The organism is Stenotrophomonas sp. PA-6-5C, from assembly GCF_021605635.1.
Lineage (GTDB): Bacteria > Pseudomonadota > Gammaproteobacteria > Xanthomonadales > Xanthomonadaceae > Stenotrophomonas > Stenotrophomonas lactitubi.
Genome location: NZ_WKEE01000011.1, coordinates 80099 through 99284 on the forward strand (window position 1 = coordinate 80099; position 19186 = coordinate 99284).

Genomic DNA, 19186 nt, shown 5'->3' on the forward strand with positions numbered 1-19186 from the left:
GCCTTGAGCTGCGCAGCGAAAACAACATTGTTACCAAATCAGGGCGCCGAACTCCGAAACCCTTCTCCGCCCACACCCGCACGCCGTGTGCAGATTGATTACCCTTGCCGCAGGCTTTTCCGATCATAGCTGCAAACGAACTTGCGAATGCCAAATCAGCAGCAGTTGTACGCCACCAACGCCATACATCTTGTCTAGACCTGAATTCCAATGGCAGGGGCTCCGAGCCATCATCGTCAGCAAAACCGATCCTCCAAACTATGTCCTGAATCTCCTCGTCGTAAGGTGCTGCGCGTTCGACCTTAAGACCAAGGCCCAAGAGATAGTTGATAAGCACGGCGTCAGCGGAATGGCATTTGGAGGTCATGTTGAAAATCTAGCCGCAAAATCAAGGGCGTCAAGCAGTCAACGGAAGCCGAGAGTTCAGCCGTAACACAAGGTAATTCTAGGGCCAAGCCCTTGATAGCGCAGGGGTTGGCGCTCCTCACCACTTATGCATTAAGCTGCTGCCATCACGGAATGAGGCGGGCCACCCATGCGCGTTCGACGCTTAGAGCTTCGTAATTTTCGCGGAATCTCCGAAGGCCGGGTTGATTTCAACGGCCACACCCTACTAGTCGGGGGCAACAATGTTGGCAAATCAACTGTCTGCGAAGCACTAGACCTCGTCATGGGGCCGGAGCGCCTGTTTCGTCGGCCAATAATCGATGAGCATGACTTCTTCCAAGGCCGCTATCTGGACGAAGGAGGTGCGTCGATTGATATTAGGATCGAAGTTATACTCCTCGATCTCTCAGAAGAGGCCTTGCGGCGTTTCGGCGGGCATCTTCGACGGTGGAATGACGAGGACAAGTCATTTATCGATGAAGGCGGCGCGGCGCTTAACGACGCTGATGCTCCCAATGTCGTGTGGGCATTGCCATTAGTTTTCATGGGTCGCTACGACAGAAGCGATGATGACTTCGTCGGGAACACGTTCTTTCTCCACCCAGAGCCAGAGCCCACCGAAGACCCTGATGAAGAACCTGAACTGGGCGCCGGCCTCACGCGCTTCACACGAGAGCATAAACGGCTTTGCGGCTTCGTTTTTCTGCGAACAATCCGTACCGGATCTCGTGCCTTAAGTCTTCAGAGAGGTTCGCTTCTGGACATCGTCCTTAAGTTGAGCGGTGATGGGGCGCCGCAGATGTGGCAGGACACATTGACTAGACTCCAAGCATTAGACCCAGCCGTTGGAGACATTGAGCAGTTACGAGAGATTCGGGACAAAATTCGCTCCCGGATGGGCAGATTTGTGAACCTGCCGCCGGGAGACGAAGCAACCGCATTCTTCGCTTCTGACCTGACAAGAGAGCACCTAAGAGAAGTAGTGCGACTCTTTGTGGCAACTGAGCCTGGCTCTCACCTCGTCCCATTCAATCGCCTTGGCACCGGATCGGTCAACCTGCTTGTGTTCGCGCTGCTCACCTTCATCGCAGAACTAAAGGATCGGCACTCCGTCATCTTTGCAATGGAAGAGCCCGAAATTGCGCTTCCCCCTCATACTCAAAGGCGAGTCACACGCTTCGTGCTATCTGAGATGGGACAGACCATTGTCACATCTCACTCTCCCTATGTGATTGAGCGATTTGAGCCAGCTCAAATCGTCATGCTGAGCCGCAATGGCGATGGCAGCCTATCTGGGCAGCCTGTCGATGCGGATGACCTTAAGCCTAAAACCTATCGGACGAATAGTCGGCAGTTCGCCGAAGCTATTCTCAGTCGTGCCGTCTTGGTGGTAGAGGGATCAACAGAAGCATCGTTGCTTCCCGTTGCGTCTCAGATCATGGAACAGACGCTTGGGGCTGACGCGTATTCACACCTCGATTTAGACGGGGTCAGCATCTTCAATGCTGATGGAGATGGGGCGGTACCGCGATTCGGCCCAGTGTTCGCTTCGTTAGGAAAGCTCTCATTCGGTTTCTTTGATAAGCCGAACAACCCACTCACCAATGATGCGAAGACCAAGCTGGAGAGTTATTCTACTTTCTGGGAAGCGCCAGAAAAAGGGATTGAGAATGTTCTCCTAGCGGAATCTCCTTTCGAGGTGGTAAAGCGCTTCATGGCCCAAGCGTCGCAGCGAGAGGATTTCCCGGATATTGCCCCCTACAATCCAGAGGCCTCGCAGGCCGATATTCTTGAACTAGCGCGAAAGGTTCTGAAGGCAAGAAAGGGCGAAGCTTTTGGCTATGCCGCCATGCTGATTGCCCAATGCGAGCACGCAGATGAGTTGCCTCAGACGGTCCGGGGCATACTTCAGTCGATTCATGATTCACTCAAGGGCATCCCCGAGGTGGGAGAGCCCCCAGCACAACTCGCTCCAGGTGAAGATGCTTGATTCGCATTGATCTATGTGAGAAGAGAATGGGCATCCTTGCCCAAGACGGCCATTTGCTCGTGGAGGGTGGCCCTGGCTCTGGAAAGACGACCATTGCGCTGCTCAAAGCTAAAGCGCGCACGAAAACGCTTCGACCCGGCCAACGAATTCTCTTCCTTAGCTTTTCTCGCGCTGCCATCCGCCAAGTCCTTCTACGGTGTAGAGAACTCCTCACCTCTGAGGAACGGTCCTTCATTGAGGTTCAGACCTACCACGCATTCTGCATGTGGGTTCTGCGCTCCCACGGACGTCTTCTGCATGGGCATCCACTGCATTGGCTGTATCCGAGGGAAGAGCGCCTCAGAAAGTCGAATTTTGAGGGCAATTGGTTAGAGGAAAGCCATCGCCTCGCACAAGATGAGGGTATCTACAGCTTTGACCTATTCGCAAGCGGAGCAGCGAGCTTACTGGAAGGATCTCAAGCTGTCCGCGAACTCATATCAGATCGATATCCGATGATAGTGGTGGATGAGTTCCAAGATACGGACGAAGATCAATGGCGATTAGTCCAACAGTTTAGTCACGCCAGTGACATTTTTTGCTTGGCTGACCCGGATCAGCGAATATTTGACTACCGCGCAAATGTGGACCCTAGACGTGTGAAATTGCTGATCGAACGATTGGCACCAACTATATTCGACTTGGGCGGGGACAATCATCGCAGCCCCAATTCCGGGATCCTAGGGTTTGCTGACGCGATTCTCCACAATCGGGCTCCGCTACCTCAAAGTCGAGACGTAAAGTTACATCACTACCGGCCTAACACATTTCAAACCTCCGTGCATGCTGCGGTGATGTGGACATTTAGCGAGCTCCGAAGACGTGATGTGGTTAGCCCAACTGTCGCAGTACTGGCTCGAAGCAACGCGTTGGTCGCCGAGTTGTCGGAGATTATTTCTCATCCTCACACCTATAATGGGCAAGAGCTCTCACCACTGACTCACAGTGTGGTCTGGGATGCGGAATTGTCCGCGGCTGCTGCGCTTGTAGTAGCCTCAATTCTGGAATGGCCATGCTCACCTGACGCTAGCGGCTTGAATCGCACACTAATGGCGGTTTCGAACTATTACAAATTGAAGCATGCAGAAGAGCAGACGCAGACTTCTTGGAGAAAAGCAGGGCAGTTTGCCGAGGCCGCTGCCAAGGTTACGCAAGGCCAATCGCCCAGAATCCTGGCGGGGCGGCAGTTGGAACAGAGCTATAGAGGCCCGTTGATTTTGAAGGGGGACCCAGTCGGAGATTGGAAGCTCGCACGCGCGGTTATCAGCGGCATTGATGCACTTTCTGACATTTCAAGGGATGTTCGGCTTATTCCATTGTTCCGAGCATCCGCCACTCTTGGAGGTAGCTTGGCGGAGCGCTGGCTCAATCAGGGAAGTTACCTGGGCGTATCACGGCTTGTACGGCGCGCACTCGATCAAGACAAACTTTCCGCAGCGGAGCGGGACCCGCAGGGGTGCATGCTAATGAATATTCATAAAGCCAAAGGCAAGGAATTTGATGGGGTCGTGTTGGTCGAAGGCGCCTTCAAGGGCGCATTTCTGGATGAACGGACGGAACAAGAGCCATTCGAGCGAAGCCGACGGCTCCTGCGTGTAGGCATAACACGCGCCAGAAGTCTTGTGACCTTGGTGCGCCCCCATCAATCTCGGCCGCTGGTTGACTAGGCTACCAGCGTTGGTGGAGATGGCAAAAGACGCTGACCTAGCAGTCGTTACAGCGTGCAATTGAACTAGATGCACGATAGTCTTCAGTATCGTTTGCGGTATCTCGCCACGGCTCTTTCAGGTCTCCTTTACCTTTTAATATCAGTTGGTTGCATTGGGTTTGAGACCTCTCCGCCCACCTCCACCATTTGTACCGCCCTTCGGGGCACGAAAAGCCAGATCTCCCGTCGATTGGGATCTGGCTTTTTTGTTGGCCCCATCAGGTCCAGAACCGCCGCCTCGACAGGGAGAAGCACCGTGGCGATGATCAAAAACACCGAATGCAACTGCAAGGCCTACAGCGATACGACGGCCTGCCCACTCTGCGATGCAACTGCCCCGCCGGCCATTCCGCGGCCGATCGACGCCGTCTATGCGGCACCGGCATCGCAATCCCTACCTATCGCCAGGAACCGGGCAATCTACATCCTCCTCGCCCTGTTCCTGGGCATTTTCGGCGCCCACAACTTCTACGCCGGTTACCACGGACGCGCGATCTGCCAACTACTGATCACGCTGCTGTTGGGGTGGCTGCTGATCGGCGTAATGATCACCGGCCTGTGGGCGCTGGTGGAAATGATCACGGTGGAAACCGACGCCTCTGGCGTGCAGATGGTGTAATCCTTGGCCCAGGAGGAACTGCCATGGATCTCGAGAGAATCGACATTGTTTGCTGGCTCGACCAGATCCTGGATCAGGACCCGGCAACCTTCGAAGACGCCTACTGGGGTCTTCGCCCGGCCGCGGCCATTGCGGTACCGCACCTGCTCGCCCGCCTGGCGGCTGCGCACGATGGTTACTCGCGCGGAAAACTGCTGGAACTGCTCGGCGAATCAGGCGACAGCGCCGTCATCCCGACTTTGCAGGCTCAGCTGCAACATCCGCTGGAAGAGGTGCGCGACTGGGCGCAACTGGCACTGCATGCGCTTGATCGGGGAACCTCCTGGCAGCCCAGCATGGGGGCCTAGCCGACAACGCTGCCCTACCCCACACTTCCGGCTGTCTGCCCGGACTCCGTGCCGGCGCCCATGCTCCTCCGCGACACAGAAGGATCTGCAATGAACAAGCCGCTGATTGCCCTGATGCTGGGCCTGGCCACCGCGAACGGTGCACTCGCCGCGCCGACTACGAATAGCACAGCTGCACTGGAAGCCCTGCTGGCCTGCAAGGCCGGTTCCGACTTCACTGAAGCGCAGGTGGACCAGGCATTCCATGACGCCGGCCTGACCCGCGACCCAGGTAGCGTGTTCGAGCCGAAGGACAAACCGGTGGCGCTGTTCGGTGGAACCGTGGCCAGCGCGGATGTGAGCGTGTCAAATGTCCACAAGAGCCTGCACGTGTACCTGAACAACGTCGACCACAAGCGCCTGGCCAAAGCGTGGTCGGTGACCACCGTCGACGATGCCGCCCAGACGGAGGAACCGTCGTACATCAAGCAGACCGACGCCCGTCACACCCTGCATGTCGGCGCCGCTGACGACTACGAGGGCTATTCGGCCTCGGTGACCTGCCAGATCCATCCGTGAACGGACCGATGAACAACTGAAGAGCCGATCCGGACGCTACAACCAACGCCGGACCTTCTGCCGGAACGCGCTGTACTGGGCGCCGAAACGTTCGCCGAGAACACGCTCTTCCGGATGGATCTGAAAGCGCGTGATGTACAGGATAAACATCGGCACTACTGCGAGTGCCAGGAGGTTCTGCAGATACAGCATGCCTCCGAGCAGGAACGCCGCCTGTCCCAGATACATGGGGTTGCGCGTATAGCGATAGACCCCTCTGGTGATCAGCGCCGTGGATGATGCCGGCCGCATCGGATTGACCGTGGTACCCGCACGCTGGAATGCCAGCTTGGGCAACAGGTTCATCACCAGCCCCGCAGCCATCACCGCCACCGCAGCCCACCATGGCGTGGGCAATTCCGCTGCGGGCAGCCAGCGACTGATGCCGACACCGAGCAGACCGCACAGCAGCATTACAAGAGGTGGGGGAATACAGGTTTCCAGCAATCGCATCGGCCGTCCCGGCATCGGATGTCCGAACCAGTGTCACACGCCGATGCCGGAGCCGCACATCGGCCGGCAATGACCCCGCTGCGCCCTGCTTCCACGTTGACACGCCTGCCGCTAGAGTGGCGCCAGCGCAGGGAGTCCACATGGCAAGAACAGGCATCGGCTTCATCGCCCACACCACCTTCGTCCTCGTTGCCCTGCTGACCCTCAGCGGGTGCGCGACGCTGCGCCAGTTCGGCCCATCGGTGCAGGTGGGCACGGTCACGCCGGGCCAGTACATCGCGCTCAAGCGCGGTGACATCCTCACCAGCGGCAAGCTCAGCGCGGCCACGATGGAGACCCTGCGCGTGGCAGGCCTGGACGAAGGTGCCTGCGCCAAGCCGGGCCTGCCGTGCATCGAAGCGATGGAGGCCAGCATCGTCGTCCGCGAGGAAGACAAGCGCTCGTCGCTGGCCGAACTGTGGGTGCAGTACGCGATGACGATGCCGGCGCCGAAGCGCGAATCGGCGTCGGTGGCGCGCAGCAAGGCCGCGACCGCTCAGCCCGACCCGACTTTCCAACCGCGCCTGGATGCGTGGATGCAGATCGCACGGCAGTCCTATGCGTATCTGTTCTTCACCGAACGTACCGCCAACCAGCGTGGCTTCGAAGACCGCCAGACCCAGGTGCGCGACTACTACAACCTGGCCGTGCAGGAATCGGCCGTGCTGCTGTTCGAGGCGTATTCGAGCAAGCAGGTGCGCAACGACAACGGGCGATTCCAGTTGGGTCGCTGGACCTTCGTGCTGGCGCCTGCCGACGATGGCGCGGCCGCGGACACGCGCGAACCGATCGAGCTGGTACCGGCGGCATCGATGTCCTTCACCGGCACCCTGCGCAGTGTGCATCGTCGCGATGGCTTCGGCGCCGAACTGGTGGCGGTGATGGCCGACCCGGCCAGCACTGGGCTGGCGGCGGCCGCTGCAGGCACCGCACCGGCGGCCGAGCGCGACTGGAGCGAGATGCCGTCGCCGTCGATGACCGTGCTGCTGCGCTTCTCGGGCAAAAACCTGTGGGAAGTGCTGCACGACGACGAGCCGGAACTGGAGATCCACGACCCCTACCAGGTGGCGGTGGTGGAACTGCATGGCGAGCAGGTGCCGCTGGCGGCGAACTTCACCGCCGGCTACGCGCTGTGGCTGGCCCGCTCCAACTTCAGCCGGCAATCGCTGCGTACATTGTTCGGTGGCAAGGGCGGCATCGAAAAACCGCATCTGTTCATGATGCAGCCGTACGATCCGAACCGCCGCGTGCTGCTGATGATCCATGGCCTGGCCAGCAGCCCGGAAGCATGGGTCAACGTGGCCAACGAGCTGATGCGCGACGATGAGATCCGCGGCGACTTCCAGATCTGGCAGTTCTACTACCCGACCAACATGCCGATCGCGCTCAGCCACGATGAGATCCGGCGGATCCTGCACGACACGTTGCGGCACTACGACCCGAGCGGCCAGGCACTCGCATCACGCGACATGGTGGTGGTCGCGCACAGCATGGGCGGTGTGATTTCGCGGCTGATGGTGTCCTCCTCCGGTGACCACTTGGTCGACACCCTGCTGGCGACCGCGCAGATGACCTCGGCGCAGCGCGAACTGCTGCGCACGAAGGGCGCGCCGGTGCTGACATTCCAGCCGGAACCGGAAATTTCACGGGTGGTGTTCATCGCCACCCCGCATCGCGGCACCGATGTTGCCGGCACGCGTCTGGGACGCTGGCTGGGCCGCTTCGTGCGCCTGCCGCTGACCGTGCTGGAGGATGTCGCAACGTTGGCAAACGACGGCAAGGTCGAGCGCAACGATGACAAGCACGGCTACCAGATGAACAGCATCCAGAACCTGGACAAGGACGATGCCTTCGTCAAGGCCGTGGCCGATCTGCCGATATCGCCGAAGGTGCGTTACCACTCGATCATCGCCCGTACCCAGGCAGAAGGTCCGCTGGAAAAGACCGACGATGGACTGGTCCCGTACTGGAGCTCGCACCTGCCACATGCCGTTTCGGAAAAGGTGATCGTGTCCGGCCACAGCGTGCAGGAAGCTACACCGGCCATCGTCGAGCTTCGCCGCATCCTGCATGAGGATATGGAGGCGCATCCTCTGCCGGCGAAGTAACGCCGGCATTCGCGGGCGAAGCCGCTTTCTTCGCATCCTGGTTGCGGGAAATCCCTCATCGTGCGTACGCATCCCCTCTCCTATGCTGGCCCGACATCCCCGCAGGAGGTCCACATGAACACGTCAGAGCCCAGCCGTCAGCCCAGCCCCGATCCGGCCGAGCGCGATGCGTTTTTCCCGTCGCCGTACTCGCTGTCCCAGTTCACTTCGGCAACCACCGATCTGTCCGCTGCGGACTATCCCGATGCCCGCCGTGACGGACGCTGGAAGGTGCTGATGATCGCCGCCGACGAGCGTTATCTGCCGACCGCCAACGGCCACCTGTTCTCCACCGGCAACCATCCGGTCGAGACACTGCTGCCGATGTACCACCTGGACAAGGCCGGCTTCGGGATCGATGTGGCCACGTTGTCCGGCAATCCGGTGAAGTTTGAATGGTGGGCGTTCCCACGCGAGGACCGCGAGATCGGTAGCCTGTACGAGCGCTACGAGCCCCGCTTCCGCCAGCCCCTGCACCTGGACGACGTGGCGGGCGCACTCGATGCCGGTTCGGACTATGCCGCGGTGTTCATTCCCGGTGGTCACGGTGCATTGATCGGCCTGCCGGAAAGCCGTGCAGTGAAAGCCACCCTGCAGTGGGCGATGGACAATCAGCGCCACATCATCACCCTCTGCCACGGCCCTGCTGCGTTGCTGGCGGCCGGCGTGGATGAAGCCGATGGCGGTTCTTTGTTCCGCGGCCATCGGATCTGCGCGTTCCCCGATGCGATGGACCGACAGACACCGGATATCGGCTACATGCCTGGCCAGCTGCCGTGGTTCTTCGGTGAGCGTCTGGCGCAGCAGGGCGTGCAGATCGTCAACGAGGGCATCGATGGCAGCGTGATGCAGGACCGCCTGCTGCTGACCGGCGACAGCCCGTTGGCCGGCAATGCGTTGGGCAAGCTGGCCGCACGCACCCTGCTGGATGCGCTGGCCACGCGCTGACCGACATGGACAGCGCCGTGCAGTCATTGCTTGTGCTGGAGCGTGCACGTTCGCTTGCAGCCATCGGCGCGTTGCTGCGCGGCATCGGCGCGCCGCTGGGCTATGACCGGACGCTGATGTTCGCCACCGGAACGGATCTGGAGCGCGGCGCGCAGCGTCTGTACTGGATCGATGGCGATTGGTTCGGTGAGGGCCCCAGTACTGACGTGGCGCATTACCTGCATGCGTGCCCGGTCAATCGCCATGTGCTGGACAGCGATGCGCCGTTCTTCTGGAGCAAGCAGCAGGGCGTACGCGGCGAACGCTACCAGGTCGTGCGGCAACCGCGCGGCGAAGGGCTGCACGGCCTGCAGGTGCCCGTGTTCGGTGCGACGGGGTTGGAAGGGGCGGTCAGCTGGGGCGGGCGCACGATCGACGCATCCCCATCGACACGGTTGCTGCTGGAGCTGATCGGCACCGCCGCCTTCCGTGCGGCGCATCGGCTCTCTGTCGCCCCAGCGGTTGTGCCTGCCGGCGCACTCAGCGCCCGCGAGCGTGAGGTCCTGCGTTGGGTTGCCGCTGGTCGTCGCCAGGCTGATATCGCCGCCACCCTTGGTCTGTCCGCGCGCACCGTGGAAAACCACCTGCGCAGAGCACGCCAGCGGCTCGGCGTGGCGACCACCGCACAGGCAGTGCGGGCCGCCGGCCGGCGCGGCGAGATCGGGGACTGAACGAGGCGCGACACTTCCGGCTGCTGCGGTCGCATGCTAAACAGGCCAGGCGCATGTGCGCGATTGCAGAAGCAAGGATGATGCTGATGAAACTGCAACTGGCCTCGATGGCCGCATTGATGTTGGTCGTGGGCAGCATGGCGACGATGGGGGACGCTCACGCAGACCCCTCGGGCGGCGCCATCTGCGTACCAGTGAAAATGGGCCCCCACTATCACCAGCGTTGCGAAATCCACGACGTCGACGAAAACGGAAATCCCTATACCTGGGTGTACTGGATTGACCAGAACGGTCAGTGGTACCTCCCGGCGGACTGATCTGGATTGACACCGACTACGACTACAAGGAGTGTGATCAATGACGTTGCACAATCGAATGACCGCTTTTTCCTTCGCTGCAGTCGTGGCACTTGCCGCGCTGTTGCCTTCAGCGCCGGCAACTGCCGCCGAAGAGGTCGGCCTGCAGGAAGAGTGCGTACCCTTCCGTGCCGGCTTCGGCATCCACCAGCGTTGCACGCTGTACGTGGTCTATGACGATGGCACCCGCGTGGCCAGCGACCACTACAACCGCGACGAGAACGGGATGATGTACGACCCCTGATCGCCCAGCGGCATCCGCCGGGCGGTCGCACGCCGTCCGCCCGGCCCTTGCAGCCGCCTGTCCCGGCATACCGCTGCCCTTGCCTTCCGTGGCATCCTCCATGAAACCGCTTTCATGGAATGGAGGGATTCCACGATGTTGTCTCGCTTCCGCACGTCCGCGCTCTGCGCACTCCTGGCTTTTGCACTGCCCGCCGTTACCTGGGCAGCCTCGCCCGCGCCGTTGAAGGTGATGTCCTTCAACGTACGCACCCCTGCCGACACCGACCCTGGCAAGCGCTGGCAAGATCGCCGCGAAGCGATGGTCAAGGTGATCCAGCAGGCGCACCCGGCCGTGATCGGCACCCAGGAACTGGTGCTGGAGCAGGCCAACTACCTGGCCGAGCACCTGCCCGACTATCGCTGGTTCGGCGAAGGCCGGCGCGGTGGCAGTGGCGACGAACACATGGGCGTGTTCTACGACAGCAAGGTGCTGGCGGTGGAAGAATCCGGCAACTTCTGGCTGTCCGATACCCCCGAGGTCGCAGGCAGCATCAGCTGGGGCAACCTGTTCCCGCGCATGGTCACCTGGGCAGTGTTCCGTCGCCTGGATGACGGCCACCGCTTCTACTTCATGAACACCCACCTGCCCTACCGCGACGAGGACGAACCGCGGCGGATCAAGGGCGCCGAACTGATCGCCACGCGCGTGGCCGCGCTGCCTTCCGATCTGCCGGTGGTGCTGACAGGCGATTTCAACAGCGAACCGGGCGGCGGCACCTACCAGGCCTTCACCCGGGTGCTGCAGGACACCCGTCGCCAAGTCACGTCGCCGCAGGGTCCGCGCCTGACCTTCCACGACTTCACCGGCACGGCGACTTCGCAGCTGGACTGGGTGCTGGTACGCGGCTTCCACGCGCGCAGCTTCCTCACCGATGACCGCCGCATCAATGGCGTGCTGCCCTCCGACCACTTCCCGCTGGTCGTTGAACTGGACTGGCCGAAGCACTGAGCACTGCAGCGACCCTCGCTACGGCGGGGGTCGCTTACCCAGCAGGCGGTACAGCGCCTGGTGCTGGTCGCGCGCTTGGCAGATGCGTGCACCGACGGCCAGGAACACCGCAATGCCGACAAGGCCAATACCCAGCATTGAATCGGGCAGGCGCAGGAAGCCGATCACCGCAGCCATCGCCGCCAACACCAGCAGCATCACCACGGCCACCGACAGGCCGGCCCCCGGCAGGCCGGGATCGCCCAGCAGCGTCCGTTGGGCCGATTGCTTCTGTTCGCTCATGTCCCGTCCTCCCTTGGCTTTCCCACTAGTTACACGGTGGGCCGCAGTTCCGGCAGAGTCAGAAACGTCATGGCGGCGAGAACGCGCGCGGCCGCGCACGCGCTACCCTGCCGGCACCCTCATTGAGCGGAGACGGCACATGACCCACCGCAGCCGACTGGCCGGATTCATCATCGATTGCCAGGACACGCCTGCCGCAGACAGCGCCCGCTTCTGGGCCGCAGCGCTCGGCCTGCAGGCCGAGCCCGCCCGTGCCGAAGGCGACGCAGAGTACGCCGACCTGACAGGTGCGCCGGCAGGCTTGAACGTAGAGGTGCAGCGGGTCGATCACCCGTCACGGGTGCATCTGGATATCGAGAGCGATGACATCGACGCCGAAGCCGAAAGGCTGGAAAAACTCGGTGCGCGCCGGGTCGGTTTCGTCAAACGCTGGTGGGTGATGGAAGCGCCCACCGGTCATCGTTTCTGCATCGTGCGCATGCGCGACCACGATGTGCCGGCCAACGTCTGGCCCTAGCGGAAAGAAGGGGACGGAAGCAGATGCTCCCGTCCCCTGTCGATCAGCGCGCCTGGGCCACGCTCGGCGCCTGCGGTGACTGTCCCCAGCCACCCAGTGCCTTGTACACGCCCACCACGCTGACGTTGACCTCCGATTCGGCGGCCGCCAGTGCATCATCGGCCACCAGCTGCGTGCGCTGCGCGTCAAGCAGGGTCAGGAAGTCTTCCGAGCCCTCGCGGTAGCGGATCTGCGCCAGCGATTCGGCACGTCGCGCCGCCTGCGCCTGCTCGACCACGATGGCCAGCCGCGCCTGCTGCTTGGAGTAGCGGGTCAACGCGTTTTCGGTGTCTTCCAGCGCCAGCAGCACCGCCTGTTCGTACTGCGCGGCTACGCCCTCGGCCTCGGCCTTGCTGGCACGCAGGCGTGCCTTGACCGTACCGAAGTCGAATGCCGCCCAGCTCAGCGACGGAGTCAGCGACCAGGCCTTGTTGTTGCCGTTGACCAGGCCACTGGCATCGCCACCGAGGAAGCCGACGAAACCGGACAACGACAGCCGCGGGAACAGATCCGCGGTGGCAACGCCGACACGCGCGGTGGCGGCAGCCAGGCGACGTTCGGCGACCCGCACGTCGGCACGCTGACGCAGCAGTTCGCGGGTATCACCCAGCGGCAATGCCTTGGCAAACGCCGGCACTTCGTGCGGTGCCAGCATGGCGGTCAGCACTTCCGGGCGCTGCCCAAGCAGCACGGCAAGCCGGTTGCGCGACTGCGTCTCGGCCACTTCCAGCAGCGGGATGTCGGCCTCGATGGCCTTCAACCGTGCGCGGCTGCTCTGCACGTCCAGCTCGCTGCCGGCACCCAGTTCCCAGCGAGCCTCGGTCAGCCGCTGCGTATCGCGCAGGTTGACCAGGGTGCGCTGGGCCACCGCGATGCGCTTCTGGGTGCCACGCAACTCGAAGTAGTTGCGTGCCACTTCGGCAGCGATCAGCACCTGCGCGTCGGCGAGGTTGGCCTGCTCTGCGTCCAGGTCGGCACGCGCGGCCTCTGCAGCACGGCGCTTGCGGCCGAACAGATCCAGCTCCCAGCCCGCATCGAAGCCGAGCTGGTAGCTTTCACTGAACACCCGCTGCCCACCCAGCTGCGGATCGGGTTGCTTGCGGCGATCGTAGCTGCCGCCAGCGGTAACGTGTGGCGCCTGGTCGAAGCGGCTCTCGACGAACACTGCACGGGCCTGGCTGACACGGGCGACAGCCACGCGCAGGTCCAGGTTGTCCGACAGCGCGCCATGGACCAGTTCTTCAAGCACCGGGTCATCGAACTGCGCCCACCAGCTGGCCACCGGCGAGGTGGTGCTGAAGACCGGCTGCTGCGCGCCCTGCAGGACGACAGGCTCCTGCACCGGTGCTTTGTAATTGGGGCCGACGCTGACACAGCCCGCCAGCACCAGGCTGGAGACGGCCATCGCCAGGGTGCGGATCACCATGGCAGCACCTCGCCCAGGTAGGTGAAGCTGCCGCTGGCGCCAGACTCGCCGATCAGCGACATCTGCACGCTGGAGCGTGCGCCCTCGGCGATTTCGATCTCGCCGTTGCCACCGTTCATATCGGTTTTCACGTAGCCGGGGTGCACGGTGTTGACCTTGATCGGCGTGCTGCGCAGCTCATGGGCCAGGGCCAGGGTCCAGCTGTTCACCGCGGCCTTGGACGCGTTGTAGGCCGGGATCTTGAAATCGTAGATGCCCGAGGTCGGATCGGCATGCAGCGTCTGCGAGCCCAGCATGCTGGAGACGTTGACGATGCGGCCCGACTTGGCCTGCTTGATCAGCGGCAGGAAGGCCTGGGTCACTGCCACCAGCGCGTACACGTTGGTGTCGAAGGTGCGACGCCAGGTGTCCAGCGACTGCTCCGACGGCAGCTGTGCCGGGTTCTCGATCATGATGCCGGCGTTGTTGACCAGGATGTCCAGACGGCCATGGCGCTGGCGCACCTGCTCGACCGCCTCGGCGATGCTGGCGCCATCGTTGACGTCCAGCTGCAGTGCCTCCACCGGCAGGCCCTCGGCCTGCAGCTTCAGTGCCAGTTCGACAGCGGTCTCGCGCTTGCGCCCGGCCAGCAGCGTATGCACGCCGGCCTGCGCCAGCTGGCGCACGGTTTCCAGGCCGATGCCGCGGGTTGCGCCGGTGACCAGCGCGATCTTGTTCTGATGGGTGTTCATGGATTCATTGCCTTGGTAGGGGGAAGCGGGCGCCGGTGGTTGCCGGCGCCGCTGTTTTCCATGTCAGTGGTGGATGGTCGGCTCGCCGTGCTGCACCAGCTGGCCACCACCGTTGCGGGTGACGAACTTGCGCAGTGCCACGTAGAACACCGGGGTCAGGAACAGGCCGAACAGGGTCACGCCCAGCATGCCGGCGAACACGGTGATACCGGTCACCGAGCGCACTTCGGCGCCAGCACCATGCGACAGCACCAGCGGCACGGTGCCGGCGATGAAGGCGATGGAGGTCATCACAATCGGGCGCAGACGCAGGCGGCAGGCTTCCAGTGCCGCTTCGACGATGCCCTTGCCGCCCATCTCCAGCTCTCTGGCGAACTCGACGATCAGGATCGCGTTCTTGCACGCCAGGCCCATCAGCACCACCAGGCCGACCTGCACGAACACGTTGTTGTCGCCGCCGGTCATCCACACGCCGAACAGCGCGGACAGCAGGGTCATCGGCACGATCAGGATCACCGCCAGCGGCAGCGACCAGCTTTCGTACAGCGCGGCCAGCACCAGGAACGCCAGCATGATCGCCACCGGGAACACGATGAAGGCAGCCTTGCCCTGGGTCGCCTGCTGGTAGCTCAGGTCGGTCCATTCGGTAGCCATGCCGACCGGCAGCACCTTGGCGGCGATGGCGGTGAGGTTGTTCATCGCTTCGGCCGAGGACAGCACACGCGGGTCGGCTTCACCGGCCAGGTCAGCGGCCGGGTAACCGTTGAAGCGCAGCACCGGGTCCGGACCGTAGGTTTCCTTGACGGTGACCATCGAGCCGATCGGCACCATCTCGCCACGATCGTTGCGGGTCCGCAGCTTGCCGATGTCCTCGACGCTGTCACGGAACTGGCCATCGGCCTGTGCGATCACCTGCCAGGTACGGCCGAACTGGTTGAAGTCGTTGACGTAGGCCGAGCCCAGGTAGGTCTGCAGCGTGTCGAACAACTCGGTCAGCTGTACGCCCTGGGCTTTCGCCTTGACACGATCCACCTCGGCATCCAGCTGCGGCACGTTGGCCTGGTAGCTGGTGATCGGGAAGGCCATGCCCGGGGTCTGCGCAACCGCACCCTGCATCGACTGCACCGCGTTCTGCAACGCGCCATAGCCGAGGTTGCCACGGTCCTGGATGAACATCTGGTAGCCGTTGCCGTTACCGAGGCCAAGGATCGGCGGCGGCATCATGGCGAAGGCGAACCCTTCCTGCAGGCCTGCGATCTTCTGGTTGATCTCCGCATTGATCTGCGCGGCGGTGCGGCCATGGCGCTCGCTGAACGGCTTGAGCGGAATGAACGCGACACCGGTGTTGGGGGTGTTGGTGAACTGCAGGGCATTCAGGCCCGGGAACGAGATGGTGTGGGCCACACCGTCGGTTTCCTGGGCGATCTTGGCGACCTTGCGCAGCATTTCATCGGTACGCGCGATCGACGAACCCTCCGGCAGCTTCACACCCGCGATCAGGTACAGCTTGTCCTGGGTCGGAATGAAGCCCGGCGGCACCAGCTTGAAGATGAAGCCGGTACCGACCAGCAGCACCGCGTACACCACGAACACCGCGCCACGACGACCGAGGATCTTCGACACGCCACGCTCGTACTTTTCCGAGCTGGACTTGAAGAAGCGGTTGAACGGGCGGAACACCCAGCCGAACAGACGGTCGATGATGCGGGTCGGGGCATCCTTCGGCGCGCCATGCGGCTTCAGCAGGCGGGCAGCCAGGGCCGGCGACAGGGTCAGCGAGTTGATCGCCGAGATCACCGTGGAAATGGCGATGGTGACCGCGAACTGCTTGTAGAACTGACCGGTGACGCCCGACAGGAACGCCATCGGCACGAACACCGCACACAGCACCAGCGCGATGGCGATGATCGGCCCGGACACTTCGCGCATCGCCTGATGCGCAGCGGCCAGCGGGGTCAGGCCTTCTTCGATGTTGCGTTCAACGTTTTCCACCACCACGATCGCGTCATCGACCACGATGCCGATCGCCAGCACCAGGCCGAACAGGCTCAGCGTGTTGATCGAGAAGCCCAGCAGGTACAGCGCGCCGAACGTACCAACGATCGACACCGGCACCGCGATGAGCGGGATGATCGAGGCACGCCAGGTCTGCAGGAACAGGATCACCACCAGCACCACCAGCGCGATGGCTTCCAGCAGGGTCGAGACCACCGCCTTGATCGAGTCGCGCACGAAGATGGTGGTGTCATACACCGCCTCGTACTTCACGTCGGCCGGCATGGTCTTCTGCATCTCGTCCATGCTGGCCATCACCGCATCGCGGATCTCCAGCGCGTTGGCGCCGGGGGCCTGGAAGATACCGATACCTACCGCGTTCTTACCATCCAGCTGCGAGCGCAGCGTGTAATCGCCGGCACCCAGTTCAACCCGGGCCACGTCCGACAACCGCACCACTTCACCGTCTACGCCGCTCTTGAGCACGATGTCGCCGAACTCCTGCTCGCTGCGCAGGCGGCCCTGGGCGTTGATCAGGGTCAGGAACTGGCTGTTGGGCATCGGCTCGGCGCCGAGCTGGCCGGCCGAGACCTGCACGTTCTGCTCGCGCATGGCGCGCACCACGTCGCTGGCGGTCAGGCCGCGCGAGGCAACCTTGTCCGGGTCCAGCCAAGCGCGCATGGCGTAGTCACCACCACCGAAGATCTGCGCGTCGCCCACGCCCTGGATACGTGCCAGCGCGTCCTTGACGTGCAGGCGGGCGTAGTTGCGCAGGTACAGGGTGTCGTACTTGCCGTTGGGCGAGGTCAGGTGCACCACCATCAGGAAGGTGGGCGACTGCTTCTGGGTGGTCACGCCTTGCCGGCGTACGTCCTCGGGCAGTCGTGCCTGGGCCTGGGCGACACGGTTCTGCACCTTCACCGCCGCTTCGTCCGGGTCGGTGCCCGGGCGGAAGGTGATGGTCATCTGCAGCACGCCGTCAGAGCCGGCCACCGACTTGAGGTAGATCATGCCCTCAACGCCGTTGATGGCCTCCTCCAGCGGGGTGGCCACGGTTTCGGCGATCACCTTGGGGTTGGCGCCCGGATACACGGTACGCACCACGACCGACGGCGGCACCACTTCGGGGTACTCGCCGATGGGCAGCATCGGGATCGAGATCAGGCCGGCGGCGAAGATCACGATCGACAGCACCGCCGCGAAGATCGGCCTGTCGATGAAGAAACGGGAAAAGTCCATGGAAGAATTCCTGGAAAAGGCCGTCGGCGGGCAACAGCCGCCCTGCCCCTCACCAATCTGGTGAAGGCAGTGACGGCTGCCGCTGGCACCGGCAGCTAAGCGGGTACGCGAATCAGGAGACGGCGGATCAGTGGTTCAGTGCGGCAGTTGCATCGCGACCCGGCGCCGGCGCAGCGGTGGGCTGCATCGCCACCGCCTTCGCCTGCACCGGCATACCGGGCATGAAGACCTTCTGCACGCCATCGATGATCACCTTGTCACCGGCGGCCAGACCCTGCTCGACGATGCGCAGGCCTTCGGCGGTGCGGCCAAGCTGGATGTCGCGGCGCTGGGCCTTGCCATCCTTGTCGACCACGTAGACGTACTTGCGGTCCTGGTCGGTCAGCACGGCCTTGTCGTCGATCAGCATGGCCTGGAACTGGCCACTGCCGAGCAGCTGCACGCGGGCGAACAGGCCCGGGGTGAACTGGCGGTCGGCGTTGTCCAGCAGCGCGCGGACGCGGATGGTGCCGGTGCTGCGGGTCACCTGGTTGTCGAGGAAGTCGACCTTGCCCGTGTGCGGGTAGCCTTCTTCACCGGACAGGCCGACCTTCACCGGCAGCTCGCTGTCGCGCTCGCTCGGGCGCTCGCCCTTGCGTGCCATCTGCGCGTACCGCAGGAAGGTGCTTTCGTCGGCATCGAAATAGACAAACACCGTATCCAGCGAGACCAGCGTGGTCAGCACGCTGGCACTGTCGCCGGCGGTGACCAGGTTGCCGGCGGTGACCATCGCGCGACCGGCACGGCCGTCGATCGGCGCACGCACCTTGGTGAACTCGAGGTTGAGGCGGGCTGCATCCAGCGCGGCCTGCGCCGCCTGCACTGCCGCACCGGACTGGTCGGCGGCCGCGCGACGCTGTTCGGCCGTTTCGGTGGAGATCGCCTGCTGCTCGGCCAGGCGCTTGGCACGCTCGGACTCGCTGCGGGCCAGCACCGCCTGGGTGCGTGCACGGGCCAGTTCGGCGTTGGCGCGGTCGTACTCGGCCTGGTAGCTGCGGGCATCGATGGTGAACAGGACAGCGCCCTTCTTCACTTCTTCGCCTTCAACGTAGTTGACCTTGTCGATGTAGCCGGACACGCGCGGGCGCAGTTCGACGCTCTGTACAGCCTCGACACGGCCGCTGAATTCGTCCCACTGGCTGATCTGCTTGAGCAGCACGGGGGCAGCGCTGACCTGCGGCGGGGGCGGTGCGCCGGCTTCTTCGGCATGGCCACCGCTGCAGGCAGCCAGAACGGCGGCAGCGAGGATCGACACGCCAGCCATCGCCAGGCGATGACGGAAACGATGTGGAGTGGTGTTGGGGGAAGTCATGGCATGCATCCGTACGGAGGGGTGGTACAGCT

General features: G+C 62.9%; 18 protein-coding genes. 12 read left to right on the top strand and 6 right to left on the bottom strand.

Annotation, left to right across the window (positions count from 1 at the left end; all coding sequences use genetic code 11):
• The first annotated feature begins 535 nt into the window (after positions 1-535).
• The 5 genes from GIW57_RS07030 to GIW57_RS07050 all read left to right on the top strand — a co-directional run bounded on the left by GIW57_RS07030 (position 536) and on the right by GIW57_RS07050 (position 5648).
• A complete protein-coding gene (locus GIW57_RS07030) occupies positions 536-2377 on the top strand; it encodes an AAA family ATPase (RefSeq protein WP_236509674.1) in 1842 nt (613 codons plus the stop codon).
• A 26-nt stretch (positions 2378-2403) separates the two neighbouring features.
• On the top strand, positions 2404-4083 hold the full coding sequence (locus tag GIW57_RS07035; protein ID WP_236509675.1) for an ATP-dependent helicase: 1680 nt from the start codon (positions 2404-2406) through the stop codon (positions 4081-4083).
• Positions 4084-4386: 303 nt separating this feature from the next.
• A complete protein-coding gene (locus GIW57_RS07040) occupies positions 4387-4743 on the top strand; it encodes a TM2 domain-containing protein (protein ID WP_100464947.1) in 357 nt (118 codons plus the stop codon).
• Between the two features lie 23 nt (positions 4744-4766).
• Positions 4767-5090 carry a HEAT repeat domain-containing protein gene (locus GIW57_RS07045; RefSeq protein ID WP_236509677.1) on the top strand — a complete coding sequence of 108 codons (324 nt, stop codon included), beginning with the start codon at positions 4767-4769 and terminating at the stop codon, positions 5088-5090.
• A gap of 114 nt (positions 5091-5204) precedes the next feature.
• The gene (locus tag GIW57_RS07050) at positions 5205-5648 is read left to right on the top strand and encodes a hypothetical protein (protein WP_100465720.1); all 444 of its coding nucleotides are present in this window, start codon (positions 5205-5207) and stop codon (positions 5646-5648) included.
• Positions 5649-5684: 36 nt separating this feature from the next.
• Here GIW57_RS07050 and GIW57_RS07055 read toward each other — a convergent pair whose 3' ends face one another.
• The gene (locus GIW57_RS07055) at positions 5685-6140 is read right to left on the bottom strand and encodes an isoprenylcysteine carboxylmethyltransferase family protein (protein ID WP_100464941.1); all 456 of its coding nucleotides are present in this window, start codon (positions 6138-6140) and stop codon (positions 5685-5687) included.
• Positions 6141-6280: 140 nt separating this feature from the next.
• On the opposite strand from GIW57_RS07055, the gene GIW57_RS07060 reads away from it, so the two are divergent.
• The 6 genes from GIW57_RS07060 (at position 6281) to GIW57_RS07085 (ending at position 11574) form a co-directional block, all read left to right on the top strand.
• Positions 6281-8287, top strand: coding sequence for an alpha/beta hydrolase (locus tag GIW57_RS07060; RefSeq protein ID WP_236509679.1), 2007 nt, complete (start codon positions 6281-6283; stop codon positions 8285-8287).
• Between the two features lie 114 nt (positions 8288-8401).
• Positions 8402-9274 carry a glyoxalase III HchA gene (gene hchA / locus GIW57_RS07065; RefSeq protein WP_236509687.1) on the top strand — a complete coding sequence of 291 codons (873 nt, stop codon included), beginning with the start codon at positions 8402-8404 and terminating at the stop codon, positions 9272-9274.
• A gap of 5 nt (positions 9275-9279) precedes the next feature.
• Entirely contained in the window at positions 9280-9984 is a 705-nt protein-coding gene (locus tag GIW57_RS07070) for a PA1136 family autoinducer-binding transcriptional regulator (protein ID WP_100464929.1), read from the top strand.
• Between the two features lie 86 nt (positions 9985-10070).
• On the top strand, positions 10071-10301 hold the full coding sequence (locus tag GIW57_RS07075) for a hypothetical protein (protein WP_236509689.1): 231 nt from the start codon (positions 10071-10073) through the stop codon (positions 10299-10301).
• 40 nt (positions 10302-10341) lie between these two features.
• Positions 10342-10584: a hypothetical protein gene (locus tag GIW57_RS07080; protein WP_100464926.1), complete on the top strand. Its 243-nt coding sequence runs from the start codon at positions 10342-10344 to the stop codon at positions 10582-10584.
• 135 nt (positions 10585-10719) lie between these two features.
• The gene (locus GIW57_RS07085) at positions 10720-11574 is read left to right on the top strand and encodes an endonuclease/exonuclease/phosphatase family protein (protein WP_236509690.1); all 855 of its coding nucleotides are present in this window, start codon (positions 10720-10722) and stop codon (positions 11572-11574) included.
• Positions 11575-11592: 18 nt separating this feature from the next.
• Here GIW57_RS07085 and GIW57_RS07090 read toward each other — a convergent pair whose 3' ends face one another.
• Positions 11593-11856, bottom strand: a complete 264-nt coding sequence (locus tag GIW57_RS07090) for a hypothetical protein (RefSeq protein ID WP_089240416.1) — start codon at positions 11854-11856, stop codon at positions 11593-11595.
• A gap of 139 nt (positions 11857-11995) precedes the next feature.
• On the opposite strand from GIW57_RS07090, the gene GIW57_RS07095 reads away from it, so the two are divergent.
• On the top strand, positions 11996-12373 hold the full coding sequence (locus tag GIW57_RS07095; RefSeq protein WP_236509692.1) for a VOC family protein: 378 nt from the start codon (positions 11996-11998) through the stop codon (positions 12371-12373).
• 43 nt (positions 12374-12416) lie between these two features.
• On the opposite strand, the gene GIW57_RS07100 is transcribed toward GIW57_RS07095, so the two are convergent.
• From GIW57_RS07100 to GIW57_RS07115, 4 genes are all read right to left on the bottom strand, one after another.
• Complete coding sequence (locus GIW57_RS07100) at positions 12417-13838, bottom strand: efflux transporter outer membrane subunit (protein WP_025878845.1); 1422 nt, start codon at positions 13836-13838, stop codon at positions 12417-12419.
• The gene (locus GIW57_RS07105; RefSeq protein ID WP_089240412.1) at positions 13832-14569 is read right to left on the bottom strand and encodes an SDR family oxidoreductase; all 738 of its coding nucleotides are present in this window, start codon (positions 14567-14569) and stop codon (positions 13832-13834) included. The genes GIW57_RS07100 and GIW57_RS07105 overlap by 7 nt, the downstream gene beginning before the upstream one ends.
• Positions 14570-14632: 63 nt before the next feature.
• Positions 14633-17803 carry a multidrug efflux RND transporter permease subunit gene (locus tag GIW57_RS07110; protein WP_100464918.1) on the bottom strand — a complete coding sequence of 1057 codons (3171 nt, stop codon included), beginning with the start codon at positions 17801-17803 and terminating at the stop codon, positions 14633-14635.
• Positions 17804-17930: 127 nt separating this feature from the next.
• The gene (locus GIW57_RS07115; RefSeq protein ID WP_100464915.1) at positions 17931-19154 is read right to left on the bottom strand and encodes an efflux RND transporter periplasmic adaptor subunit; all 1224 of its coding nucleotides are present in this window, start codon (positions 19152-19154) and stop codon (positions 17931-17933) included.
• Positions 19155-19186 lie beyond the last annotated feature (32 nt).

Coding starts and splice junctions, on each gene's coding strand:
- GIW57_RS07030 (WP_236509674.1), top strand. CDS start 536: ATGCGCGTTCGACGCTTAGAGCTTCGTAATTTTCGCGGAATCTCCGAA.
- GIW57_RS07035 (WP_236509675.1), top strand. CDS start 2,404: ATGGGCATCCTTGCCCAAGACGGCCATTTGCTCGTGGAGGGTGGCCCT.
- GIW57_RS07040 (WP_100464947.1), top strand. CDS start 4,387: ATGATCAAAAACACCGAATGCAACTGCAAGGCCTACAGCGATACGACG.
- GIW57_RS07045 (WP_236509677.1), top strand. CDS start 4,767: ATGGATCTCGAGAGAATCGACATTGTTTGCTGGCTCGACCAGATCCTG.
- GIW57_RS07050 (WP_100465720.1), top strand. CDS start 5,205: ATGCTGGGCCTGGCCACCGCGAACGGTGCACTCGCCGCGCCGACTACG.
- GIW57_RS07055 (WP_100464941.1), bottom strand. CDS start 6,140: ATGCGATTGCTGGAAACCTGTATTCCCCCACCTCTTGTAATGCTGCTG.
- GIW57_RS07060 (WP_236509679.1), top strand. CDS start 6,281: ATGGCAAGAACAGGCATCGGCTTCATCGCCCACACCACCTTCGTCCTC.
- hchA (WP_236509687.1), top strand. CDS start 8,402: ATGAACACGTCAGAGCCCAGCCGTCAGCCCAGCCCCGATCCGGCCGAG.
- GIW57_RS07070 (WP_100464929.1), top strand. CDS start 9,280: ATGGACAGCGCCGTGCAGTCATTGCTTGTGCTGGAGCGTGCACGTTCG.
- GIW57_RS07075 (WP_236509689.1), top strand. CDS start 10,071: ATGAAACTGCAACTGGCCTCGATGGCCGCATTGATGTTGGTCGTGGGC.
- GIW57_RS07080 (WP_100464926.1), top strand. CDS start 10,342: ATGACGTTGCACAATCGAATGACCGCTTTTTCCTTCGCTGCAGTCGTG.
- GIW57_RS07085 (WP_236509690.1), top strand. CDS start 10,720: ATGTTGTCTCGCTTCCGCACGTCCGCGCTCTGCGCACTCCTGGCTTTT.
- GIW57_RS07090 (WP_089240416.1), bottom strand. CDS start 11,856: ATGAGCGAACAGAAGCAATCGGCCCAACGGACGCTGCTGGGCGATCCC.
- GIW57_RS07095 (WP_236509692.1), top strand. CDS start 11,996: ATGACCCACCGCAGCCGACTGGCCGGATTCATCATCGATTGCCAGGAC.
- GIW57_RS07100 (WP_025878845.1), bottom strand. CDS start 13,838: ATGGTGATCCGCACCCTGGCGATGGCCGTCTCCAGCCTGGTGCTGGCG.
- GIW57_RS07105 (WP_089240412.1), bottom strand. CDS start 14,569: ATGAACACCCATCAGAACAAGATCGCGCTGGTCACCGGCGCAACCCGC.
- GIW57_RS07110 (WP_100464918.1), bottom strand. CDS start 17,803: ATGGACTTTTCCCGTTTCTTCATCGACAGGCCGATCTTCGCGGCGGTG.
- GIW57_RS07115 (WP_100464915.1), bottom strand. CDS start 19,154: ATGACTTCCCCCAACACCACTCCACATCGTTTCCGTCATCGCCTGGCG.